Annotated in this window: 14 protein-coding genes and 1 pseudogene; 3 read left to right on the top strand and 12 right to left on the bottom strand. The window is 71.7% G+C overall.

Going from position 1 to position 22,288, the window contains the following annotated elements; all coding sequences use genetic code 11:
* Positions 1-7: 7 nt before the first annotated feature.
* The 10 genes and pseudogenes from ACGFNH_RS22435 to ACGFNH_RS22390 all read right to left on the bottom strand — a co-directional run bounded on the left by ACGFNH_RS22435 (position 8) and on the right by ACGFNH_RS22390 (position 15,830).
* Complete coding sequence (locus tag ACGFNH_RS22435) at positions 8-694, bottom strand: hypothetical protein (protein ID WP_393656361.1); 687 nt, start codon at positions 692-694, stop codon at positions 8-10.
* Positions 691-1,476, bottom strand: coding sequence for a hypothetical protein (locus ACGFNH_RS22430; protein WP_393656359.1), 786 nt, complete (start codon positions 1,474-1,476; stop codon positions 691-693). Before ACGFNH_RS22430 ends, ACGFNH_RS22435 begins: the two co-directional genes overlap by 4 nt.
* A complete protein-coding gene (locus ACGFNH_RS22425) occupies positions 1,473-8,192 on the bottom strand; it encodes a DUF4157 domain-containing protein (RefSeq protein WP_393656357.1) in 6,720 nt (2,239 codons plus the stop codon). The genes ACGFNH_RS22430 and ACGFNH_RS22425 overlap by 4 nt, the downstream gene beginning before the upstream one ends.
* Entirely contained in the window at positions 8,189-8,524 is a 336-nt protein-coding gene (locus ACGFNH_RS22420) for a hypothetical protein (RefSeq protein ID WP_393656355.1), read from the bottom strand. Before ACGFNH_RS22420 ends, ACGFNH_RS22425 begins: the two co-directional genes overlap by 4 nt.
* Positions 8,515-10,623 (bottom strand): annotated as a pseudogene (locus tag ACGFNH_RS22415) (ATP-binding protein); the annotation flags it as partial. The pseudogene ACGFNH_RS22415 and the gene ACGFNH_RS22420, both read right to left, overlap by 10 nt.
* On the bottom strand, positions 10,584-11,720 hold the full coding sequence (locus ACGFNH_RS22410) for a DUF4255 domain-containing protein (protein WP_393656353.1): 1,137 nt from the start codon (positions 11,718-11,720) through the stop codon (positions 10,584-10,586). The pseudogene ACGFNH_RS22415 and the gene ACGFNH_RS22410, both read right to left, overlap by 40 nt.
* Before the next feature lie 238 nt (positions 11,721-11,958).
* Positions 11,959-12,690, bottom strand: a complete 732-nt coding sequence (locus ACGFNH_RS22405; protein ID WP_393656351.1) for a hypothetical protein — start codon at positions 12,688-12,690, stop codon at positions 11,959-11,961.
* Entirely contained in the window at positions 12,683-13,438 is a 756-nt protein-coding gene (locus tag ACGFNH_RS22400) for a hypothetical protein (protein ID WP_393656349.1), read from the bottom strand. The genes ACGFNH_RS22405 and ACGFNH_RS22400 overlap by 8 nt, the downstream gene beginning before the upstream one ends.
* Positions 13,435-13,959, bottom strand: a complete 525-nt coding sequence (locus ACGFNH_RS22395; protein WP_360853895.1) for a phage tail protein — start codon at positions 13,957-13,959, stop codon at positions 13,435-13,437. The genes ACGFNH_RS22400 and ACGFNH_RS22395 overlap by 4 nt, the downstream gene beginning before the upstream one ends.
* Before the next feature lie 17 nt (positions 13,960-13,976).
* Positions 13,977-15,830, bottom strand: coding sequence for a phage tail sheath family protein (locus ACGFNH_RS22390; RefSeq protein ID WP_393656347.1), 1,854 nt, complete (start codon positions 15,828-15,830; stop codon positions 13,977-13,979).
* A 695-nt stretch (positions 15,831-16,525) separates the two neighbouring features.
* On the opposite strand from ACGFNH_RS22390, the gene sucC reads away from it, so the two are divergent.
* Both sucC and sucD read left to right on the top strand, forming a co-directional pair.
* Complete coding sequence (gene sucC, locus ACGFNH_RS22385; RefSeq protein ID WP_393656345.1) at positions 16,526-17,701, top strand: ADP-forming succinate--CoA ligase subunit beta; 1,176 nt, start codon at positions 16,526-16,528, stop codon at positions 17,699-17,701.
* 22 nt (positions 17,702-17,723) lie between these two features.
* Complete coding sequence (gene sucD / locus ACGFNH_RS22380) at positions 17,724-18,608, top strand: succinate--CoA ligase subunit alpha (RefSeq protein WP_393656343.1); 885 nt, start codon at positions 17,724-17,726, stop codon at positions 18,606-18,608.
* Between the two features lie 141 nt (positions 18,609-18,749).
* On the opposite strand, the gene ACGFNH_RS22375 is transcribed toward sucD, so the two are convergent.
* On the bottom strand, positions 18,750-19,445 hold the full coding sequence (locus ACGFNH_RS22375; RefSeq protein WP_393656341.1) for a sigma factor-like helix-turn-helix DNA-binding protein: 696 nt from the start codon (positions 19,443-19,445) through the stop codon (positions 18,750-18,752).
* A gap of 76 nt (positions 19,446-19,521) precedes the next feature.
* Here ACGFNH_RS22375 and ACGFNH_RS22370 point away from each other — a divergent pair, with 76 nt between their 5' ends.
* Complete coding sequence (locus tag ACGFNH_RS22370; protein WP_393656339.1) at positions 19,522-21,045, top strand: DUF6350 family protein; 1,524 nt, start codon at positions 19,522-19,524, stop codon at positions 21,043-21,045.
* Between the two features lie 66 nt (positions 21,046-21,111).
* Here the strand turns inward: ACGFNH_RS22370 and ACGFNH_RS22365 are convergent, their stop codons facing one another.
* The gene (locus ACGFNH_RS22365; RefSeq protein ID WP_393656337.1) at positions 21,112-21,981 is read right to left on the bottom strand and encodes a hypothetical protein; all 870 of its coding nucleotides are present in this window, start codon (positions 21,979-21,981) and stop codon (positions 21,112-21,114) included.
* Positions 21,982-22,288 lie beyond the last annotated feature (307 nt).

The following is a 22,288-nucleotide window of genomic DNA, read 5'->3' as shown; positions in this document are numbered from 1 at the left end:
GGCTCTGCTACGCCCTCCCCATTCCGATGTCGGCACCGGTCAGCCCCAGCGCCCCGAGCCGCCCCGCGGCGGCCATTCCGGCCAGCCGCTCCTTCTGCGCGAGATGTGCGAGATACAGCTCGGCTCCGCGGTGCCCGGCCGGCAGGTCGCTCACCGTCAGCACCTTCATGCCGATGCTGAGCGAGGCCCGTATCGGATTGAGATTGACGTCGAACGCCGACTCGTTGACCGAGAGCTCGGTCAGCCGTACGGGCATGACGCGCTTGCTGCCCCAGGTGAAGAGAGTCAGCGGCGTCTCGATGGGACTGATCTCGATGGTGCCCTTCTTGGACAGTCGCGTGGCTTCGCGCAGCTGGGCGGTGGTCGGCTGCACGAGCATTTCGAGCGTGGCCAGTTGGGGATGAATCCCGTCGGGCGCGGCCACCTCGAACTGATCGGTGGCGTCGATCTCCGCGGTGAACTTCCACGTCTCCTGCGCGGGCCCCTTGAGCCGCAACGCCTCGTTCCTGTCCCCGCCTCCGCTCCCGCCCCCGCCGGAATCACCCTGCCCTCCGGCGGCTTGGGGCGCGATGGAGCGCTCAAGGGTGTCGGGATTGAACTGCAGCACGATGATGCGCTGGGGGGTTCCGCGCTCGGGGTCGACGATGACGATGCCGGAGCGGATGGGTTTGGGTATGTCGGCGTAACGGGTCATGCGTCACCGCTCCCTTGTTCTCGGGCCGGATCTTCGTCGGCGCGCAGAGCTTCGAGGACGAATTCGGCCGGTGGAGGTGCGTCCTCGGACCAGGACGCGACGACGTCCTCGACGACTGCGCGATGGGTGGACAGGTGATGCGTGGCCAGAATGAGGGCCGCGTGCATCTGCAGGCCGATGTCATCGGTCGCGAGGACGCGTGTGACGACTTCGGCGGCCTGCGGGGAGGTGGCGTCGTTGAACGCTCTCAGGGCGTCCAGCCGTTCGTCGGTCGACTTGGACGGGTCGAAGATGATGTCGCCGAGCACGTCCACCAGATGCTGATTCAGATCGGTCGAGCGGCTCAGGACCGTGCTTGCCGCCATCGTGGCGGCCACTTCCACGCTGACCGTGGGCGCCCGTTCCAGAGCCGTGGCGATGAGGTCCGCGTCCTCGGGACCCGCCAGGTTGAGCATGACGACGAGGGCGCTCGCGTGATCTGCGCCGTCCTTCTCGGCTCCTGTCTCGCTGCTCGGGGAGGGCGGATCCGCCAGAATGACCCGTGCGCGGTCCAGCACCTCCGCGGCATGGGCGGAGTACGGGTTGCCGCCCCCGAACCGACTCGTGGACTCGGCGTATGCGTAGTGGTCCAAGGCGATTCCCACGCCGGCGACCTCGCTGCTTCGGAGCAGTGTCAGGAAGGCGTTCTCGTCCGGTTGCCCCGGCGTGAGTGCGGCGCGAGCGCTTTCCAGGTCGGGGTCGCCCAATGTGCATCCCGACCAGTGGTACGTGTGAAAGGTCATGGGGTCGTCACCACCACTCGGCCTTCGGCGGTGAGTTGCACCACTCGACGGCCGTCAGCGCTCACGAACTTGACGATGGCGGCGCCTGGAATGTCACCCCAGATGAGTACTTCCTGGGTGCGTACGGCGTCCTGGAGCGCTTGCTCCATTTTCTCACCCCTGGGGTTGCTCAGGTTGTAACTGTCCTGAGTCTTCCTGGCCGACGCGTCGAAGATGTTCTTCGGTGCGATCTGGAACAGGTCGATGGTGACGCGTCCGAACTGCCCGCCGAGCTTCTCCGAGCGGTTCGCGTTGGTGATCTCGCTCGCGTTCTTCTTCGTCGTCGAGATGAAGGGCGATTCGGCGCCGCCCACATGCATGCGCAGGTCGGGCACCGCGTTGCCCTTCTCCTTTTTCGGTTTGATTCCCCGCCCCTTGGGCTCCGGTCCGCGCTTCAGATCGGCTTCATTGATGTTCCGCTCGACCTTCCGGGGGACGAAGACCCCGTCCCGGGCCCTGACGTACTCTCTCCCGCGACTGTCCACGTACAGTGTCTGCTCGCCGTTCTTCTCGACTTCCCAGTACTTCTTTCCCTTGTGGAATTCTGCGATGGCCCAACGGGGGTTCTTCTCCCGGTTCCGCTCCAGGGAGAGGGTGATGTGATCGGGCTGGGACTCGATGTGATCGGGAATCTTGGCCGGGTCCCAAGCGAGCTTGCCGTCGTCGCTCTTCGCGGCGGCTTGCTTCCCCTTTCCTCCCTTGCCTGCTTTCACGCCCCGTTGGCCCTGCTTCCCCTTGCCTCCCTTTCCTTGCTGACCACCTTCCAGGATTTCCTTGCCGACGTCTTCGCAGATGGCCTTGGCAATGGCGAAGTCCGTGATCTGCTTGCCCTGAAGTTTCTCCGCGATGCGTTGGCGGATGCGATGTGCCACCGCGTCCTCCGAGCCGATGGCGAAGAGGTCGAAGTGCGCTTCGGTGACCTCTTCCTGCGGGTTGAGAGCCGCGATGAGGCTGAAGTCGTCGCCACCGACAGGAGCCAGGCTGGTGAGGCGGTGCCACGCCCGCATGCCGCGCAGAACCGAGTTGAACACCGGTTCCGGCAGCCCTCGTCGCAACAGGCCGACGATCTGCGGGCGGATTCGGGCAACGATCTTGCGGAGCCGGTCGTCCTTCGACTCCTTGGAGTCCTCGTCCTTCTTGCGCTGGTCCCTCTTGTTCTGCTTCTCCTTGGCCGGGTCCCTGTGCTTCGGCTTCCTCGGGTCCCTGTCCCCGTCCTTGCCCTTCGGCTTCTTGCCGTCCTCGTCCTTGCCCTTGGGCTTGCGCGGCTTGTCGCCGTCCTTGTCGGACTTCGGCCTGCCCGGGGCGTCCTTGTCGTCCTTGCCCTTGGGCCTGTTCGGGTCTTTGTCGTCGGACTTCGGCTTCGTGGAGTCCTTGTCGTCCTTCGGCCTGGACGGCCCGTCGTCCTTCGGCTTCGGCCCGGACGCCGGGTCGTCCTTCGGCTTCGGCCTGGGTTCCGGCTTCGGCTCGGGCTTCGCCGCCGGGGTCGGGCGGGTGTCCGGCTTCTCGTCGTCCTTGTCGGACTTCGGCTTGCCGTTCTTGTCCTTGCTCGTCGGGGCGGGCCCGCGGGCGTCGCCGGGTCCGTCCTTCGGCCGGCCCGGTCCCGCGGGGTCCTTGCCGGGGCCCGGCCGCGTGCCGGGCCGCGTGCCGGGCCGCGTGCCCGGTTTGGCGGGGTCCGGCTTCGCACCGGGCTTGGGCCGCGCGGCACTTGGGCGGGTGCCGGACCCGCCCGGCGTGCCCGCCGGCTTCGGCGCCGGCTCGTCCTTCTTCTTGCCGCCCCTGTCGTCCGAGCCGTCCGCGCCCGCTCCCTTGCCGCCGCCCGGCTTGTCGTCCTTCCCCTTGCCGCCGAGCTTCGCGGCGACGCCCTTGAGGCGTCGGCCGACTTTGGCGACGTACTTGCCGATGCCGCTCAGCAGCGCCTCGTACAGCAGCTCCAGCAGCGCGACCACACCTGCCGCGACCGCCTTGGCGAACAGGACGCCCGCGCCGCCGCGGCGTACGGCCTTCAGCCAGTCCAGCACCATGCCCAGCGCGCGGAGGATCTCGCTCAGTGCGCCCCAGGCCGTGCGGATGGCGTCGATGACCGCCATGACCCAGCCCGCTCCCGGGATCAGCTTGGCGACGATCTTGGTCATGACCAGTTCGCCGATGATCAGCGGGAGTTGGGGAACGACGGCGTCCCAGGCCTCCTTGATGATGTCCGCCAGCTTGATGCCACCGCGGATCAGCTTGTCCAGGACGGCCTTCGGGACGCCGATGATCTCCTGGATCTTGTCCTGGAACCACTGCTTGACGGCTGAGGAGACCTCGCGGAACAGGTGGTTCTTCGCGCCGTCCACGGCCGAGTTCTTGGCGCCGCTCAGCCAGCCGCCCGGGTCGGAGAGGAAGTCGACCGCGATGAGCATCCACTCGCCGAGTGCGCTCAGCAGCTTGGACGCGAAGTCCAGGACGGCCTTCACCGCGGCGACGACCGCCTTGACCGCGGCCTGGAGGGCCTTCTTGAGGATGTCCAGGATGCTGCTCAGCAGCTTGCCGATGGCATTCAGCAGATCGGTGATGATCTGCTTCAGCATGGTCGCGAGCTTGTTGACGAAGGCGATCGCGGCCGCGATCAGGGACGTGATGAACTTCCGGATGCGGTCGGCCATTTCCACGATGGCCCGCACCATGGCCTTCGCGAACTCGATGAGATCATCGATGAGGTTCTTGATCGCGTCGACGATGAACGTGCGGGCCTCGTTGATCCAGCGTTCGACCGTCTCCTTGAAGTTCTTGATGAACCCGATGACCGCGTCACGCGCCGCCCTGATGATGCCGACGATCGCGTTCTTGATCTCGATGACCTTCTCTTTGATCCAGTCGAAGGCCTTGGTGATCCAGTTGCCGGACTCGTTGACGCTGTTGTCGCGCTTTTTCTCCGCGTCCCGTTGGGCCTTGGTGTTCTCGTCCCGGATCTTCTTGTCGCCGTCGTCCTTTTCCTTGGTGGCGTCCTTGTCGGTCTTCTCTTCCTTGTCCTTGACGTCCTTGCGGACCTTCTCGTGCCGCTCGGTCTTCTTCGTACCGAGGGACTTCAGCTCCTCGTCCTGCTCCTTGCGCCAGTCGGCCCGCTGGGCGGTGACCTCGGTCATCGCCTTCTCGCGTTCGCCGGTCTGGCTCGTGGTGTTGGTGGCGATCTCCGTGTCGACCTGCTGCTTGTGCTTCGCCTGCGAGTCGCGGAAGTCCCGGTCCTTGGCCTGCCGGCCTTCCGACATCGTCTTGCGGCCTTCGCCGAACGCGGCCTGGAACTGCGGCCCGCGCTCGTGCTCCGCGACCTCCGAGGCGGCCTCGGGAGGCACCGCTCCCGTCGCCGTACCGCCCCCCGTACCGCCGTCCTTGCCGCCCTGACCGCCGGGGACCTTCGCCTTCATCTGCTCCTTGGGAGCATTCGGGTAGACCTGGTCCTCGCCCATCGGCCGGGCTGCGTCGTCCCGGCCCGTCGTGACGGTCTCCTGGCCCTTGGCATCGACGGCGGAGCCCTGCTCGCCTGCTGTCTGCTCGGCGGCGCCCTGCATCTCCACGCCCGGCGCATTGCCCGCCTGGGCCTGCTCGAGAGCCTCGTCCTTGGTCGGCAGCCCGGCGAACTTGGCGGCGAGTTCCTGGGCGTCCACCTCGAAGCCGACCCAGCTCAGGACCTTCCCGATGCCGAAGCCCAGGGCCATCTTGAACGTGTCCCAGCCGCCCGGCTCCTCGGCCTTCTCGGCCTCGATCTGCCCCTCGGGTTTCCTTTCGCCCGTGACCTCGGCCTTCTCCCCCTCGGGCGCCTCGGACTTCTGGGCCGGGTCCTGGGAGTACTGGCCCGGGGCGTCGGCCTTCGGCTTGCCCTGGAGCGTCTGCGGCGCACCCGCCGGGCGCTGCATCGAGGGAGGCGCGGCGGCGAGCGCCTTGTGTTCGTCCTCGGCGGTGCGGTCCACCGAGCCGCCCACGCCTGTCATGGCCTCAAGTGCCCGGTGCGGCTTGAGCTTTGACGCCGTGGAGAGGCCCGCCTCGGGGGACACGTTGGAGAGGTTCGGAGCGGGTGCGGAGTCCTTCTTCCCCTTGCCCGGTGCGGCAGCCCTGCCTCCGCCCCCTCCACCGCCACCTCCGCCTGAACCCCTGGCAGCGGGAGCCGACTTCCGCGCCGAGGCCTCGGGCGCGGGGGCGGCCTTCGAGGCGGGCGCGGCGGCGGCCCGGGGGGCGGGTGCCTGCGCCGGTTCCGGCGCGGCCGGTGCGGACTGCTGCGGCGCGGGGGCTTCCGTACGGGAATCGCTCCGCGCCGGGGACTCGCCGGAGGCCGCGTCCGGGCCGCTCCCCGCCGTGTCGCCAGATGTCCGGCTCTGCGCCCCGCCCGCCGCGTTGCTGCTCGCGCCGCCGGGGGTATCCGCGTTGGACCCGCCGGAGACATGGGTGTCCCGTGCGGGCGAGGGCGCCCGGGAATCCGCCGTCGGCTGACTCCCGCCCGCCGGGGACGCATCCGCGTTCTTCTGCTCCTTGGCCGCGGGCTCCTGCGTCGCGGCTCCGCCGCCCGCAGCCTGCTGGGACGCCTTCTCCTGTGCCCCACCCGACTTGTCGCCCCCGGCCGAGGTGCCCTTCTCCTCCTTGGCGGCGCCCTCCCTGGCTGCGCCTCCGTCGGCTTCGCCGCCGCCCTCCGCCTTGCCCGGAGCCTGCTGCACCGTCGTCTGGGCCCTGACGGGCCCGGCCTTGGGGTCGTCGCCGCTCTTCGGGTCCCTCGACGTCGTACCCGGTCCCGGCCTGGTCTCGGCGGCACGTTCCAGGGCGAGGGCGGCGGGGAGTCCGCTGCCCGGCCCGCCGTCCTCCGCCTCGGCCGACGCCTCCGTATCGGCGGTTGTCCCGGCCGTGTCCTCCTCAGGTCCGGCCTCCGCCGCCGCGTCCTCGGCGTCCTCCGCGTCCCGTTCGGCCTGTACCTTGTCGGCCTTGGTCACCGGGGGAGCGGGGAACGAGGGGGCCGAAGCGGTTGAGGACGAGGACGGGGCGAGCGTGTCCGCCGTCGGCACGGCGGACACGTCGAGGTCCTCCTCGGGGAGGTAGTCCTCGGGCTGGAGCTTGACGTCCCAGGCGCTCTTCTCCTCGCCCCCGGCCTCGACTTCGGACGCACTGCCCGATGCGAACGGGTCCTCGTCGCCCTTCTCCTCCGGACCGTCGAGATCCTGGTCGCGTACGCCGTCGAGCCTGCTGACCGCGCCCGGCAGCTGCGTCTCCTGACCGGAGGCGGTCGGTGAACCCGTGGGCTTCTCCGCCCCGCGCTTGTCCTCCTGCTTCAGCTGCTGGCCCGCCACGAGCGGATCGGCCGCGCCGGGACGGTTCTTGGCGGCGGATTCCTCCTTGCTCGCGGCCGGTGCGCCCTGCTGGTCCTTTCCTTCCGCTCCCTCCTGGGAGCCCGCGGCCTTTTTCTCCCCGCCTTGCTGCCCGCTGCCGGACTTCCCGCCCTCGGACTTGCCGCCGGAGGACGTGCTCTGCCCTGCGGACGGGCCGCCGGACGAGGAGGACGCCTGCTGCTGAGGCGCTGCGGACGGGGCCGCCGACTGCTGTCCTTCCGGGGCCGAACTCCCGCTGCCGGTCTCCGTATCGGGCCCCGGCTCTTGCCCCTGCGTACCGCCCGGCTTCTGCTCGTGCGTGCCGCCCTGAGGCGCGCTTCCACCCTGCGGGGTGGTGCCGTGCTCCGGCGTTCCGCCGTTCTGCGGGGTACTGCCCGTGGCGCCCTGCGGGCCCGCGTCCTGCTTCTCCGGACCCGGCGCGGACGCGGGCCTGGTCTCCTCCGCCCGCCGTTCCTCCGCCGACCGCTGCTCGGTCTCCCGCTCGCGCAGCACCTCTTCGGCCTGGTCCGCCTCGACGAACGGCGCGTCGAGGGAACTCTGCTCCAGGTCCTCGGCGGCCCCGGCCTCGTCGGCGAGGTCGAGAACCCGCTCGTGCTCCGTGCTGAGCAGCCGGGACTCCAGACGTTCCAGCACCGCGTCCTGCAACGCGTCGGACAGCCGCCCCAGTTGCATGCGCGTGCGCTTCGACCGGTCCTCCGGGTCGCCGCGCAGCGAGCGCACCACCGAATTCGCCAGCCGGTCCACCAGCGTGGCCGGGTCGAGCTGTTCCATCCGGTTCCGGTCCGCGTGCACCGTGGTGTAGCGGAGCCAACCAGGGGTGGCCCGGCCCTCCTTGATCTCACCGGCCTGCTCCGCGGCCGCCTCGCCCGCGGCCACGTCCTGCGCCGCCGACTCCGCCTCCCGCTCGATCGCCTGCTGCGGCAGGCTCACCGCGCCCAGGTCGCGGCCCGCGCGCAGGGCGCCGAGGCCGTGCGGGTTCTGGACGGTGTGCAGCACCTCGTGGGCCAGCAGCCGCCTGCCGTCCGCCGTGCCCGGGCGGTACGCGCCCTCACGGAAGAAGATGTCCGGGCCGACGGCGACGGCGTCCGCGCCGAGCATGTCCGTCAGCGCGCCCGCGTCCCGGTCCGTGTGCAGCCGCACCCGCCCCAGGTCGTGGCCGAGCTGCTCCTCCAACTCGCGCCGTACGCTCACGTCCAGCGGCTGTCCCGCCCCGCTGACGATGTCCTTGGGTTCGGGCGTACGGGCCTTGGCCGCGCGCTCCTTGCGCTTGCGCCGCTTGTCGGACCGGCTCGACGCGGCGTCCTGGGAAGGGACGTGGGAGCTGCTCATCGTGCCTCCCCCCGCCCCGCGAGCCCCGCGTGCACCGAGCGGGCCAGGGCCTGGCCCAGCCGCCGCGCCGACGCGTTCGCGGGGAGGGCCGGGAGGCCGGACAGCAGGTCCAGTTCGCGGTCGGTGCCGTCGGCGGCGATCGGTACGCCCCGCTCTCGTACGAGCCGGGCCAGCTCCGCCCGGAACTCCTCCGAGACGCGGTCGGTGTCGATCCGCTCGAAGCCGTCGAGCACCAGCTCGCCGATGTCCACGCGTACGGTGTGCGGTTGCTCCGCCCGTCCGGTGTCCGGCGTTCCTGGCCGTCCGGCGCGCTGTTCCCCGTTCAGACCCATCCGTGGACCTCCGAGGGCGTCAAGGAGCGTTCCAGCTTCAGGTATTCGGTGCGGGCCGCGGCCAGCATGTGGCGCATCTGCAGCCGGTCGCCCTCGTCCGCGGCGAGGAAGGCGCCCGCCAGCGCGATGTTGCGGATGGAGCCGCCGGCCACGGTCAGCCGGGCCAGCAGCCGTGGGTCGATGTCCTTCATGGGCGCCTTCTCGGGCAGCACCCGGCGCCAGATCTCGGCCCGCTCGGACTCGCCGGGGAAGGGGAAGTCGGCGACGAAGCGGATACGGCGCATGAACGCCGAGTCCAGGGCCTTCTTCATGTTGGTGGTGAGGATGGCCAGGCCCCGGTACGCCTCCATCCGCATCAGCAGGTAGCTGACCTCGAGGTTGGCGTACCGGTCGTGGCTGTCCTTGACTTCGCTGCGCTTGCCGAAGAGGGCGTCCGCCTCGTCGAACAGCAGCAGCGCGCCGCCGCGTTCGGCCGCGTCGAAGACCTTGCGCAGGTTCTTCTCGGTCTCGCCGATGTACTTGCTGACCACCTGCGACAGGTCGATGACGAAGAGGTCCAGCCCCAGCTCGCGCGCCATCACCTCGGCGGCGAGCGTCTTGCCGGTGCCGGAGCCTCCCGCGAAGAGCGCGGTGACGCCGAGGCCGCGGCGCAGAGTCCCGGCGAAGCCCCACTCCTCATGGACGGTGGCCCGCTGCCGTACATGGGCGACGACCTCGCGCAGGATGCGCAACTGCCGCTCCGGCAGCACCAGATCGCCCCAGCCGGCCTCCGGCTCGATGCGCCGCCCGAGCTCGTCCAGGCCGATCCGGGCCTCGGCAAGGCCGGCGCGCCAGGCCAGGCCCGCCGCGTCGGCCTCGGCCTCGCCCTCCGCGGGCAGATCGCGGCGTACGGCGGTGGCGGCCGAGCGGATGATGTGCGGCGGGAGCTGGAACTGCGCCACGAGGTGCCCCAAGTCCCCCCGCGACACCCCCGGTACGTCCGCGAAAGCCTCCGCCCACAGCCCGAGTTGCTCCTCGGTGCCGAGTGCGGGCACGGTCACGCGCTCGCCGCGAGGCTGCTCGGACTGGCGGGGGTCGGTGCCCGCGACGACGAGCGGCACGGCCGCGGAGGCGAGGAACGCGTCGGTGGCGGCGGCCTGTTCGCGGTCGAGTTCGCCGCTCTCCAGCAGCAGCGCCGCGGGGAGCAGGATCGCCTCGCGTTGCCAGAGGCGGGCCAGACGGTCCCGTTCGGCGGGGTCCGTCGGCACGTCCTGGGCGGACATCGCGTAGAGACCGAGCCCGGCCCGGTGGGCGGCCGCCGCGGCGATGTCGGTGCGGGTGCGCAGATCCCCGCCCACCAGCTCGACCCGGAGCGGCGCGTCCCGCGCGGCCTCCGCCCAGCCCGCCGCCACCTGGTCCGCGGCGCGGTCGTACGAGGCGGGCAGGCCGTCCGGTACGGGGGTACGGCGCAGCAGCCCGTGCAGACGGACGTCGAGGTAGGGCGAACCGAGCAGGAAGTGCAGGATCCGTTCGTCGAGCCGCAGGCGGGTGGCGGTCAGCCGCGTCTCGTCGTCCAGCTCGACCAGGCGCCAGCGGCGCAGGGGGCCGACGGGGGTGAGCGCGCTCCAGTGGGGCTCGGCGAGCGCGGCGAGCGCGAGCGAGAACGTCGGGTACGCGCGGTCGGGATCGCCGCTCGCCGCGGCGCAGCGGGAGGCGGTGGTGGGGTCCAGCTCGGTGGCGGCGGCGAGGAGGATCACATCGCGCTCGAAGGGGGTGAGTCCGAAGCAGGCGACGAGGGCGTCGAGGGTGGCGGGGCCGGCCGGTTCCGTGGTTCCGGTACCGGCACGGGTGTTGGTGCCGGTTGCGGTACCGGTACCGGCGGTCTCCGCGTCCGGCCCGATACCGGTCTCCGGGCGGGTGCGGGACGCGCGTCGTGCGTGTGCGTCGACACGGGCCAGGACCGACGCCACCGCCGCGGCCGGTGTCCGCGCGTCCGTGCCGGAGTCCGCCCGACGCGGCCCGTTCCCCTTCTGTGCGCCCACGACGCCACCCACCCCCGTCTTCCGCATCCGTCTCCGCCTCAGCCGTTCTCCGCGTCGGCGCCGTTCGTGGCGGACGCGGACGCGCCGCCGCCTCGCCGCGCGGTACCGGGCGCTTTGCGCGTACGGGGCGAACCGGCCCCGGGTGCGGCCTTCTTGGCGGCCGGGTCGGCGCCACGACTCTCGGGCTCGGTCGCCGCCTCGGCATCGGCCCCGGCCGCGTGGGCCGGCCGTGGGGGAGTCCGCCCCGCACCGGTCGCCGCAGCGGAACTTCCCACCCCGCTACGTGACTTGCGCGGGGTCGCGGTCGAGGTCTCGGTCCCGGTCCTGCCCCTGGCGGTGCCGATGCCCTTGCCGGTGGCCCTGCCCGTGGCTTTGCGCGGGGTCGCGGCCCCGCCCGTACGACCGTCCGCCCCGCTCGTGCGACCGTCCGCCCTGTCCTGGCGCTCGCCGTTCGCGGCCTCCGCGGCCTCCGCCGTACGACTGGTCGCGCTCGCTGCACCCGCTGCACCCGCGCCGTCCACTGCAGCCTCCGGCGTACCCGCCGATGGGGGCTGAGGCGCGCCCGGGGCGCCGAACGGTGCGACGCGCACCGCGCGTTCGCGGACCGGCTTCGCCGGAACCGGCTTCTCGCGGCCCTCGATGAAGACCAGCGACGCCTGGTAGGCGACGGACAGCGCGTACGGCGTCTGGTGGAGCATCCCCCAGAGCTTGGAGGTCTCGTCGATGTCCATCTGGATCGGTGTGAAGCGCACCTTCTGGAGCGACTCCGCCAGGTCGCTGCCCGCCAGGTACGGGAGTTCGGCCGCCTGCTCGATCACATCCCCGGGCAGGACCGGGATCTCGTGCAGCGTGCGGACCACGCAGCCGATCAGCCGCTGCCCGACCAGCTCGGTCTCCTCTCCGTACGCGGTGATGAGGAAGTTCAGATCGAGCGCCGCGGCGGGCCGTTTGACGAGCGTGCCGTCCGAGGCACGCGTCGGCAGGTCCGTGTGACGCATCGAGGCGTTCGGAGCGACCTGGTAGAGGAAGACGTTGATGGTCGGGTCGGTGGGCGGCTCGGCCGGTGGCTTGCGGGTCTCGACGGAGACGGCCATGTCGATCTCGGGCTGCAGGTTGTTCCCGATCAGCAGCGCGAGGGCCTGGGTGACCGTCGCGAAAGCCAGTGCGTTGCTCATGAAATCCGCCCCCCGGTACCGCAGTTCGAACCTCCGGCCGGGTGGTACGAGCCACAGGCCCGGTCGTATGCGCTCAGGTCCGCGCCGGTCGCACACCCCCCGCGCCCTGCGCCCTTCGCCGGCCCACCGCCGCTCCTGCCGTAGGTCACGCCCCTGCCGCCCCCGCCGTAGATCCCGCCCCCGCCGTCATTCCCGCTCATCCCGCTCACCCCGTTCTCGACCTTCATGACGTCGGTCCTCAGCCCCTCTTCTCGCCGCGTGACAGGAAGTCCTCCAGGCTCAGCGCGGGTGCGGCCCGCCCCGCGCGGTTCACGCCCGGCGCGGCGGCACGGCCGCCGCCCGACGCGCCCGCCGCACTGACCTCGAGCCGCCCGATCTGTACGTGCACGACCTGCTCCACCGGCCGCGATCCGCGCCGTGCCGCGGCGGTGCGCGCCGCGCCACGAGCCGTCGCCGCGGCGTCCGGCCGTGGTCGCGCCGCCGCTGCCGCGGCCGGAAGTGCGGCGCCCGGGCCCGGGATGGGAGGCGCGGGCGCCGCTGTCGGTGACGCCGCGTCGAGTGCGCCGGGCGTCGCGACCCGCCGTCCCCGGCGGAGTCCGTCCGTGGCAGCGGGCCGGGTGACCGGCCCGGCCTGGGCGGCGGGCCGCGGCAACTGCTTCCGCGGCCCCGCCGGGGCGGGCCGCCGGGTCTCGCCGTGTGGCGCGGCCTCGATCCGTACGACGGTGTGGTGGTCGGTCCTGATCTCCCGCTCGTGCCGGACCGACTCGGCCGCCGCCACGGCCGGCCGTGGCGCAGCGGGAACGAGCGGTGCCGGCTCGTCCGGTCCGGGCGGCTCGGCCCGCAGCGCCTCGACGCGTTCGAAGGGGCCCGCCAGCCGCGGCCGGACGCGCCCGGCGGTGCGTGGCGGGGTCCCCGGCGCCGGGGCGTGCCGCGCCAGCAGCCGCTCGAAGTAGTCGGGCACCTCAGGCATCTGCGCACAGCTCCAGGTAGTAGCGGCGCCGCAGCGGGCTGAGCGCCAGGATCTCCGGCTCGCTCCAGCCGTACGCGGAGGCGAGCAGGTGGACGTCGAGCAGCAGGTCCCGTGCCCAGGCGTCCAGTTCGGTCCACAGGTAGGAGGCGATGTCCAGCTCGGCCGGGGTGGCCTCGCCGCACTCGGGGCAGGCGACGTTGAGCGTCACCTCGGCGGCCGGGTCGGCCTGTTCGGCCGCCTCGGCCAGCCGCCGCTGCACGGCCTCGGGCAGGTCGGCGAGCCGGTCCGCGGAGACCTGCTCCCCGGCCCGTTCCGCCGAGACCGTGCAGCGGGCGACCAACCGGCGCCGGGCGTCCGCCGCGTCGAGCGCGGAGCGGGCGGCCGCCTCGATGTCGGCGACGGTGGGCAGCCGGAACTCGACCACCCAGCCGTCCGCCTCGACCCGCAGCGGGCCGGCGGGCTGCCCCGGCCGCTGCGTCAGCCCGCCCGCGTCGAGCTCGAACTCCATGGCCTCGCCGCAGGCCGCGCACTCCACCAGCACCTGCATCCGGTCGCCGAACAGCGCCCGGCGCAGGGCCAGCAGATCCGCCTCCCGCGCGCCCACCGGCATCGACAGCAGGGCGTCGCCGCTGCTGTCGGGACGGGCCGCCCGGTGCAGGAGCAGAGCGCGCTCGCTGCCGTGCCGGGCGGTCTGCCCGGCTTCCCAGGCGGCCAGCAGGCCGGCGGGCCCCACGGGATCGGCGTTCACGCCGGGTGGGTGAAGGAGGGCTCGGTCGGCTCCGGCACCTCGTAGTCGCGCTCCCAGCCCTCGCACTCCAGCTTCAGGCTCTGGATGGCGACGGCGTTGGCGTTGGCGTCCATCTCGCCCAGCACCTGGTACTCGCTCGGCCAGGTGCGGTACAGCTTGTGCGAAACGGCCACCTGTCCGGCCTCGTTGAGGACCTGTATCACGATGTCCTTGCGGAAGTCGGCGAGCGAGACCTCGGAGCCGAGCCCGGCCCCGACCTGCCAGACCTTGTTGGCCCAGCGGTCGAACTCGGGGTCGTGGGTGACGCCGCGTTCGAGCGTGATGCCCTCGAACTCCGAACGGCCCGGCGACTTGCGGGGCGAGCTGGGGTCCCCTCCGTGCCGGTGCTTGACCACCTCGGTGGTGCGCTTCAGCGGGCTGATCTTGCTGATGCCCGCGACCGTACGGCCGTCCCAGAGGACCAGGAACTTGAAGTTCTTGTACGGGTCGAAGCGATGGGCGTTGATCTGAAACTCAGCCATCGGTTTCCTTCGGGCTCCTAGATCTCGAACTGTCCGGCCATCTGCTGGATCTTGACGATCACGAACTCCGCGGGCCTGACCGGCGCGATGCCGACCAGCACGTTGACGATGCCGCGCTCGATGTCCTCCTCGGTCGTCGTGTCCTTGTCGCACTTGACGAAGTACGCCTCGCGGGGCGTGCCGCCCTTGAAGGCGCCCTGGCGGAAGAGCGTGTGCAGATAGGCGGAGGCGTTGAGCCGGATCTGCTGCCAGAGCTGCTCGTTGTTCGGCTCGAACACCACCCACTGCAGGCCGCGGTGGAGGCTCTCCTCCACATGCAGGGCGAGCCGCCGCACCGGTACGTACTTCCACTCGCTGTCCAGCGCGTCCGAACCCTGCAAGGTTCGGGCGCCCCAGACGACCGGGCCGACGACGGGGAAGGTGCGCAGGACGTTCACGCCCAGCGGGTTCAGCAGGCCGTTCTCGCGGTCGGTGAGCGGCACCGTCAGCGACCGCACCCCGGCGAGCCTCGCCTCGGTCCCCGCCGGTGCCTTCCACACGCCGCGCTCGGCGTCCGTGCGGGCGATGACGCCGGCGATGGCACCGGACGGCGGGAAGGAGCGCAGCCTGCCGGTGAGCGGGTCGGTGAGCCGGATGTGAGGGAAGAAGAGCGCGGCGTGGTTGCCGCGCACCGGCTCGAAGGCGGAGAGCCCGGCCCGTGCGGTGTCGACGCTGACCCAGCTCGTGGGCGAGTCGACGAGCAGGAAGATCCGGCGCTCCTGGCAGAGCCGCTGGGCCGCCGAGATCACGGTGATCATGTCCTCGGTGGACTCGTACGCGGCGAGTTCCGGCAGTGCGAGCAGATTGACGTCGTCGACGCCGCGCAGCGCCTGGATGCCGGTCTTGCCGCCCTCACTGCCGATGAGGTCGCGCGGTCCCGGCGGGTCGCCGTCCTCCCCGCCGCAGAGCGGGAAGACGGGCGGATTGACGGACGCCTCCAGGCCGAGGTCGTTGGCGCACTGGCCGACGAACCTGACCACGTCCTCCGGGTCGGTGGACCCCGCGACGACCTGGATGCGGCGACCGAAGGCGGTCACCTCGGCGCCCGCGAAGGCGCGTTTGCCCGGGGCGTCGGGGAGCGCGCGCAGCTTGCGCTCCAGCAGCAGGGCGAGTTCGGTGACGCCGGCCGGGGGCTCGCCGTCCTGGTCGGGATCGAAGAGCGTGAAGTCGCGCTCCACATCGCCGATCTTGACCGTGAGGTCCACGGCCAGGTCGGGCAGTTCGGCCCCGAACGGCTTGGAGACCGTGCCCGAGGGGTCCGGCCTGCCGTCGTCGTCGCCTGCGACGTCGGCCCGGATCAGCGAGGAGCCGGCGTTGACCACCGTCAACACGAAGCGGCCGTGGCCCTGGCGCATGGACAAGCCCGTGAAGGTCTCCCGGGCACCGCCCTTGGCGTCGAAGACGTGGAGGTTGAAGGTCTCGCCGGGTTCCGGGGTGTCGTAGTCGACGGCCACGCGCAGGCCGTTGCCCCAGACTCCGGGTTCCTTGGCGTGCACGGTGAGTGCCGGGCACTCGCTGCGGCCTTCGGTGGAGTCGAGGGTGACGCAGGCTTCCTTGCCGGATCCTGCGGCGGCCACGCGCACGACGACGGCGACCGTGCCGCCGTTGCCGAAGAACTGATGGACGGCGTGGCCGACCGCGCTCTGCGAGCTCAAGCCCCCGAAGCGGCGCTCGAAGTCGGCGAAGCTGGTGACCCGTACGGGGTGGTTCAGCGGTCCGCGGCGGGTGTGCCCCACGAAGGCGGTGACGGACGTGGTGACCGCTGCGATCGTGCGGACGCTACTGGGAAGTTCCTCGATGTATACGCCGGGATAGCCCGTTTGCACCGGCATTCCCCTCCAATCCCTTAGCGCATCCAGAGATGATGGAGAGGATGTGAAGGAATTGCGTGCGCGTAGCGCGCAGTGCACACTCCTCCAGCAATTCCCCCGTCACACACCCCCGTGCGATGTCGGTATCGCAGAGGCCCAACTCATAAGGGAGTGGCCCCTGTTGTCATGCGTGCCTATTGGAGTCTCGACTGCCCTCAGGTACTGGTCAAGGCGGGTTTCCGGTCAACAAGCCGATCTTTCGTTTGGGTTCGGGGGAGGGGTGATTTGGTTTCGGAAACGCGCTTTGCGCTGGCGAAATATGGCAATTGGATTGAGGCCGGTCCACCCGACGGATGAGTTTGAACGATGCAAACAAGTCGAATGAGTGAGTGCCCCGGCGCGCCGGTTTGCCGCCCATCCGCGTCCTGAAGGAGAGGAATGGCCGATTGACTGCGCTTCGCGTGGATGGGCGCCGGGATGAGACACTCCGTCTCGTCATGTGACCACCATCACCGCTCATATGTGACCTGTGATTTAGGGACCCGAGCGCGACGGGGATAACCTGCGAGACGGACATGCCGCGTACCCGGCCAACGTGTGTGCGCCTCCGTTGTGATCGCGTCGTCACGCTGCCGTTAGCGGCACGCCCACGCATACAACGAACCGCATCGCCACGACAGCGGTGATCAAGACGCAGACGCAAGGGACGGACGCGCGTGGACCTGTTCGAGTACCAGGCGAGGGACCTCTTCGCCAAGCACGGTGTACCGGTGCTGGCCGGTGAAGTCATCGACACGCCTGAGGCGGCGCGCGAGGTGACCGAGCGTCTCGGCGGCCGGTCGGTCGTCAAGGCCCAGGTCAAGGTCGGCGGCCGCGGCAAGGCGGGCGGCGTCAAGCTGGCCGCCGACCCGCAGGACGCGGTCGAGAAGGCCGGCCAGATCCTCGGCATGGACATCAAGGGCCACACGGTCCACAAGGTCATGCTGGCGGAGACCGCGCCGGAGATCGCCGAGGAGTACTACGTCTCATACCTCCTCGACCGCACCAACCGCACCTTCCTGGCCATGGCCTCCGTCGAGGGCGGCATGGACATCGAGGAGGTCGCGGCCACCAAGCCCGAGGCCCTGGCCAAGATCCCGGTCGACGTCAACGAGGGCGTGACCGCCGAGAAGGCCGCGGAGATCGTCGCCGCCGGCAAGTTCCCGGCCGCCGTCGCCGACCAGGTCGCCGACGTCCTGCAGACCCTGTGGAAGACCTTCGTCGCCGAGGACGCGCTCCTCGTCGAGGTCAACCCGCTGGCCAAGGTCGCCGACGGCCGCATCATCGCCCTCGACGGCAAGGTGTCGCTGGACGCCAACGCCGAGTTCCGCCAGCCGGGACACGAGGCGCTGGAGGACAAGGACTCGGCCAACCCGCTCGAGGCGGCGGCCAAGGCCAAGGGCCTCAACTACGTCAAGCTCGACGGCCAGGTCGGCATCATCGGCAACGGCGCGGGTCTGGTCATGTCGACCCTCGACGTCGTCGCGTACGCCGGTGAGGCACACGGCAACGTCAAGCCCGCCAACTTCCTCGACATCGGCGGCGGCGCCTCCGCCGAGGTGATGGCGAACGGCCTCGAGATCATCCTCGGCGACCCGGACGTCAAGTCCGTCTTCGTCAACGTCTTCGGCGGCATCACCGCCTGCGACGCCGTCGCCAACGGCATCGTCCAGGCCCTGGAGCTTCTCAAGTCCAAGGGCGAGGACGTCAGCAAGCCGCTGGTCGTGCGCCTCGACGGCAACAACGCGGAGGTCGGCCGCAAGATCCTGACCGACGCCAACCACCCGCTCGTACAGCAGGTGGACACCATGGACGGAGCGGCCGAGCGCGCCGCCGAGCTGGCTGCGAAGTAAGAGGGACGAGGACACCCACACCATGGCTATCTTCCTCACCAAGGAATCCAAGGTCATCGTCCAGGGCATGACCGGCTCCGAGGGTCAGAAGCACACCCGCCGGATGCTCGCCTCTGGCACCAACATCGTCGGCGGTGTGAACCCGCGCAAGGCCGGCACCGCGGTCGACTTCGACGGCACCGAGATCCCGGTCTTCGGCACCGTGGCCGAGGCCATCGAGAAGACCGGCGCCGACGTCACGGTCATCTTCGTCCCGGAGAAGTTCACCAAGGACGCGGTCATCGAGGCGATCGACGCCGAGATCCCGCTCGCCGTCGTGATCACCGAGGGCATCGCCGTCCACGACACCGCCGCCTTCTGGTCGCACGCCCAGACGAAGGGCAACAAGACCCGGGTCATCGGCCCGAACTGCCCCGGTCTCATCACCCCGGGCGCGTCCAACGCGGGCATCATCCCGGCCGACATCACCAAGCCCGGCCGCATCGGTCTCGTGTCGAAGTCCGGCACGCTGACCTACCAGATGATGTACGAGCTGCGGGACATCGGCTTCTCCACCTGCGTCGGCATCGGTGGTGACCCGATCATCGGCACCACCCACATCGACGCCCTGGCCGCCTTCGAGGCCGACCCCGAGACCGACCTGATCGTGATGATCGGCGAGATCGGCGGCGACGCCGAGGAGCGGGCCGCGGACTTCATCAAGGCCAATGTCACCAAGCCGGTCGTCGGCTACGTGGCGGGCTTCACCGCGCCCGAGGGCAAGACCATGGGCCACGCCGGCGCCATCGTCTCCGGCTCCTCCGGCACCGCCCAGGCCAAGCAGGAGGCCTTGGAGGCCGCGGGCGTCAAGGTCGGCAAGACGCCGTCCGAGACCGCCCGTCTGGCGCGCGCCGCCCTCGGCGGCTGAGCCTGGCGGCTCTCCACCGCACGCTGGAAGGGCTGGGGCCCGTACCGCGAGGTACGGGCCCCAGCCCTTTTCCGTGCCGTCGCGACGTGGCCGTGCCGACCGTCCTGCCGTGGCCGCGGCGCCGGTCCGCGCCCCCCGGAGTCACCAGAGGGTGTCGAGCACCGCGGCCACCAGCACCGCCGCGGCGAAGAACCCCACCAGCCCGTACACGGTCCGCGTCCACACCTGCGCGCGCCGCTCGCCCGCGGCCCGTACCGACTCGGCCGGCCGGGTCCTTACGTGCTGGGCGGCGGCCGTCTCGCTCAGCATCCGGCGCAGTGCGGCGGCCCGCCGGACCGGACTGGCCTCCCGCAGTTCGGGCAGCGACTCGGCCATGGCGGCCCGCGCATGCATCAGCCGGTTCGTGGTGGCGGCCGTGCTCGCCTCCGTCTCCGCCGCGGTCTCGGGCAGACCGAGACCCACACCGTCGTGCAGCAGCAGCGCGCGCCGGTAGGAGGGCGGAAGGCCGATCAGTGCGGTGATCAGCGCCCGATCGGGGCCCAGCCGCCCCGAGGGACCGCGGTTGGCGCGGTGCAGCCGGCGCCAGGGCGAGAGCGCGTACTCGTACGCCGCGGCCCGCACCCAGCCGGCCGGATCGCTGTCCACTGCCACCTCGGGCCAGCGGTGCCACGCCTGGTAGAAGGCGTGGTAAACCGCCTGCCGGGCAAGGTGCTTGCTGCCGGTGAGCAGATAGGCCTGCCGTACGAGGCCGGCGGCGTGGGCGGTGTAGAGCGCGTCGAACGCAAGCGGTGCGCCCGCGGCCGCCCCTGCCCTACCGGGCTGTGCGTAACGGTGCATAGCCACATATTGAGCGACACGACGGCCGAAGACCTGCTGCGCTCACGAATGGTGTGTTGTTGGCAGCATGTCCGCCGTGACCCCTTCGAACGATCGGACCCCGCCGTCGTCCCCGTCGCCGCCGGCGCGCGGCCGCCTCGTCGCGGGAGGGGTGGTCGCGGCAGCCCTGGGGCTCGGCGCGGTGACCGTCGCCGTCCTCCTGCTGTGGATCACCTCGCCGTACCCCGAGAGCGGGCCGAGCGCGGCGCTGCACGTCGCGGCGGCTCTATGGCTGCTGGCGCACGGCGCCGAACTCGTCCGCGCGGACACGGTCTCCGGTGCCGCCGCGCCCGTCGGCATCACCCCGCTGCTGCTCAGCGCCCTGCCCCTCTGGCTGCTCTACCGCGCCTCCCGTCATGCGATCGAGGCCCACGAGGAGGAGCTGGCCGACGCCGGACACGAGCCCGGCGGACCCCTGCCCGCCGGTCCCACGATCGGGTGGTTGAGCGCGGGCTATCTCCTCGTCGGCGTGACCGCCGTGATCTACGCGTCCGGCGGTCCCCTGCACGCCGACGCGCTCAGCGCCCTGCTGCACCTGCCGGTCGTCACCTTCGCCGCCGTCGCGTACGGCTACTGGACGGCGAGCGGCCGGCCGCGCGACCCGCTGCCCGGGCAGGCACGGCAGATTCTGGAACGGATCCCGCCCGGCGTACGGGCCGTGTGCACGCGCCGCAGGCTCGTCACGGCAGGGCGCGCGGGAGCCGCCGGTACGGCCGTTCTGCTGGGCGGCGGTGCCCTGCTCGTCGCCCTGTCCCTCACCTGGCACGGCTCCGCGGCGCAGCAGTCCTTCCACCACCTCACCATGCCCTGGACCGGCCGCCTCGCGGTGCTTCTGCTGGCCCTCGTGCTGGTGCCGAACGCGGTGCTGTGGGGCGCCGCCTACGCCATCGGCTCCGGTTTCACCCTCGGCGCGGGCACCCTTGTCGGCCCGCTCGGCACCTCGGCCCACCCGGACCTGCCGCGGTTCCCACTGCTCGCGGCCGTACCGGATGCGGGTCCCGGCTCCCCACTGACCTGGCCGGTGGGGCTGCTTCCGCTGGCCGCCGGCGTGGCGGTCGGCTGGTACACCGCGCGGGCCGCGGTCCCGGGCGCGGCGATGCGCGCCGCCGCCGTGTGCACCGAACCCCCCGCCGTACGGCCGCCCTTGCGCGGGCGATGGACCGCGTGGTGGCGCCGGCTCCGCGGGGGAGAGGGCGTCGTCGCGGGCGACGGATCGGGCGGTGCCCCCGCCGGGACGGGGGCGGCGCGAGGGGCGGTCGTCACCGGCAAGGGCGTGCGCGGCCGGCGGGACACGGCGCTCACTGCGGTGCTGGGGAGTGTCGCCTGCGCTGTGACGATGGCCGTGCTCACCGGGGTGACGGAGGGTGCGCTCGGCACGGGCGCGCTGGAGGACTTCGGACCGAGCTGGTGGTTCACCGGGGCCGTGGCGCTGGGCTGGACGGTGCCGGTGGCGGCGCCGACGGCCCTGGTGCTGCGCTGGTGGCGGCGGCGCCTGCCCCGCCCGGCGCCGGCGGAGACGCGGCCGGTGGCCGCGGCGACCCCGATGTCCCCGGTGTCCTGACGACCAACCCCGCCTGCCCTGGACGGCAGGGAGCCGGGGATGCGGTGGCGCCGGCTCGGGAGCCGGTCAGTCCTGGGCGTTCAGCAGCGGGCGCAGTTGCTCGGGGAGGAGGTCCTCGCAGGACTGGCGTGAGGAGGTCGTCAACGCGTCGTCCACGCACGCGTAGTAGTCCTGGTACACGAGCTGGAAGGTGAATGTCGCCGCCACGATCGCCAGCGCGATCCCGCCCGTGACCAGTCCGCTGATCGCGGCCGTCGTCTGTGGCCGGGAACTCTGCGGCGAGCCGCCGGCCGCGGTCGGGCGGCCCGCCTCCGGCGAGGCGGCCTGCGCGGTGCCCGTGCCGATGTCGCTCGCGGTCGCGCCCGTGCTCCTGCCCTCGCCCTCGCGGGTACGGCCCGCACGGCCGCGCAGGGAGCTGATGCCCCAGTACAGCGCGAGCGCACCCAGCAGCAGGGCGATCTCCGGCAGGCTGAACAGGGCGAAGAAGAAACCCCACATACCCGCGAGCAGGGCGAAGCGGGCGCGGCGCTGCAGCGGATCCGTCGGGTCCCAGCGCAGTCCGGTGGGTCCGCCGGGTCCGCCCTGGCCGCCGCCAGGGCGGCGGTCGCCGGGGCCGCCGCCGAAGCTGCCGCCCTGGCGGCCGGGCTGCCGGCTGCTCCATTGGCTGCCCCACTGGGGCTGTCGCCGGCCGTCGTCGCCGTTCTTGTCATCGTCGTTGTCCGAGCCGTCCGATCCATCGGAAGAGCCCGAACTGCCCGAACCATCCGTACCGTCCGAGCCGTCGCGCTGCCCGCGCGGGCGCCACGGCTGCTCGGGCCGGTTCTCGGGCGGCGCCGCGAAGGGGTTGTCCTCGTCCTCGGGCGGCGGGGTGGCGGACGGCGACTTCCGCTCGCGCCGGAGCACCGCCGCACCGGCGGCATCCGCGGGGGTGTGCACCGGGAACGCTGTTGTTCCCGCCGTCGTGAGGGGAGCACCGGACAGAGGAACGCGCAGCGCCAGGGTCGCCCCCGGGAGCGCGGCGGGGCCGAAGTCCCCCCGTCGCACAGCGGAGGACGGGGCCGTGGGCGTGAGGAAAGCCGCGCGGCGGCGTCGTTCCGGCATGTGGAGTGTGTCTTCCCCTTGTGTCGTCATCCCGCCCATTCCGTACCCGGCGGGACGGTTCGTGCTCCAGACGCTACCTCCCCCCGGTGGCCCCGTCCCGCGGGGGCCGCTCGGTGTGCCGGTATCGTTGCTGGCGGTCTGC

The sequence above is a fragment of the Streptomyces sp. NPDC048639 genome, from assembly GCF_043199075.1.
Lineage (GTDB): Bacteria > Actinomycetota > Actinomycetes > Streptomycetales > Streptomycetaceae > Streptomyces.
The sequence above is the reverse complement of the archived record's forward strand: the minus strand, read 5'-3'. Positions and strand labels throughout refer to the sequence as shown.

What these genes read in the sequence shown, in the direction of transcription:
- ACGFNH_RS22435 (WP_393656361.1), bottom strand. Translation starts at nt 694, where the DNA reads ATGACCCGTTACGCCGACATACCCAAACCCATCCGCTCCGGCATCGTC.
- ACGFNH_RS22430 (WP_393656359.1), bottom strand. Translation starts at nt 1,476, where the DNA reads ATGACCTTTCACACGTACCACTGGTCGGGATGCACATTGGGCGACCCC.
- ACGFNH_RS22425 (WP_393656357.1), bottom strand. Translation starts at nt 8,192, where the DNA reads ATGAGCAGCTCCCACGTCCCTTCCCAGGACGCCGCGTCGAGCCGGTCC.
- ACGFNH_RS22420 (WP_393656355.1), bottom strand. Translation starts at nt 8,524, where the DNA reads ATGGGTCTGAACGGGGAACAGCGCGCCGGACGGCCAGGAACGCCGGAC.
- ACGFNH_RS22410 (WP_393656353.1), bottom strand. Translation starts at nt 11,720, where the DNA reads ATGAGCAACGCACTGGCTTTCGCGACGGTCACCCAGGCCCTCGCGCTG.
- ACGFNH_RS22405 (WP_393656351.1), bottom strand. Translation starts at nt 12,690, where the DNA reads ATGCCTGAGGTGCCCGACTACTTCGAGCGGCTGCTGGCGCGGCACGCC.
- ACGFNH_RS22395 (WP_360853895.1), bottom strand. Translation starts at nt 13,959, where the DNA reads ATGGCTGAGTTTCAGATCAACGCCCATCGCTTCGACCCGTACAAGAAC.
- ACGFNH_RS22390 (WP_393656347.1), bottom strand. Translation starts at nt 15,830, where the DNA reads ATGCCGGTGCAAACGGGCTATCCCGGCGTATACATCGAGGAACTTCCC.
- sucD (WP_393656343.1), top strand. Translation starts at nt 17,724, where the DNA reads ATGGCTATCTTCCTCACCAAGGAATCCAAGGTCATCGTCCAGGGCATG.
- ACGFNH_RS22375 (WP_393656341.1), bottom strand. Translation starts at nt 19,445, where the DNA reads ATGCACCGTTACGCACAGCCCGGTAGGGCAGGGGCGGCCGCGGGCGCA.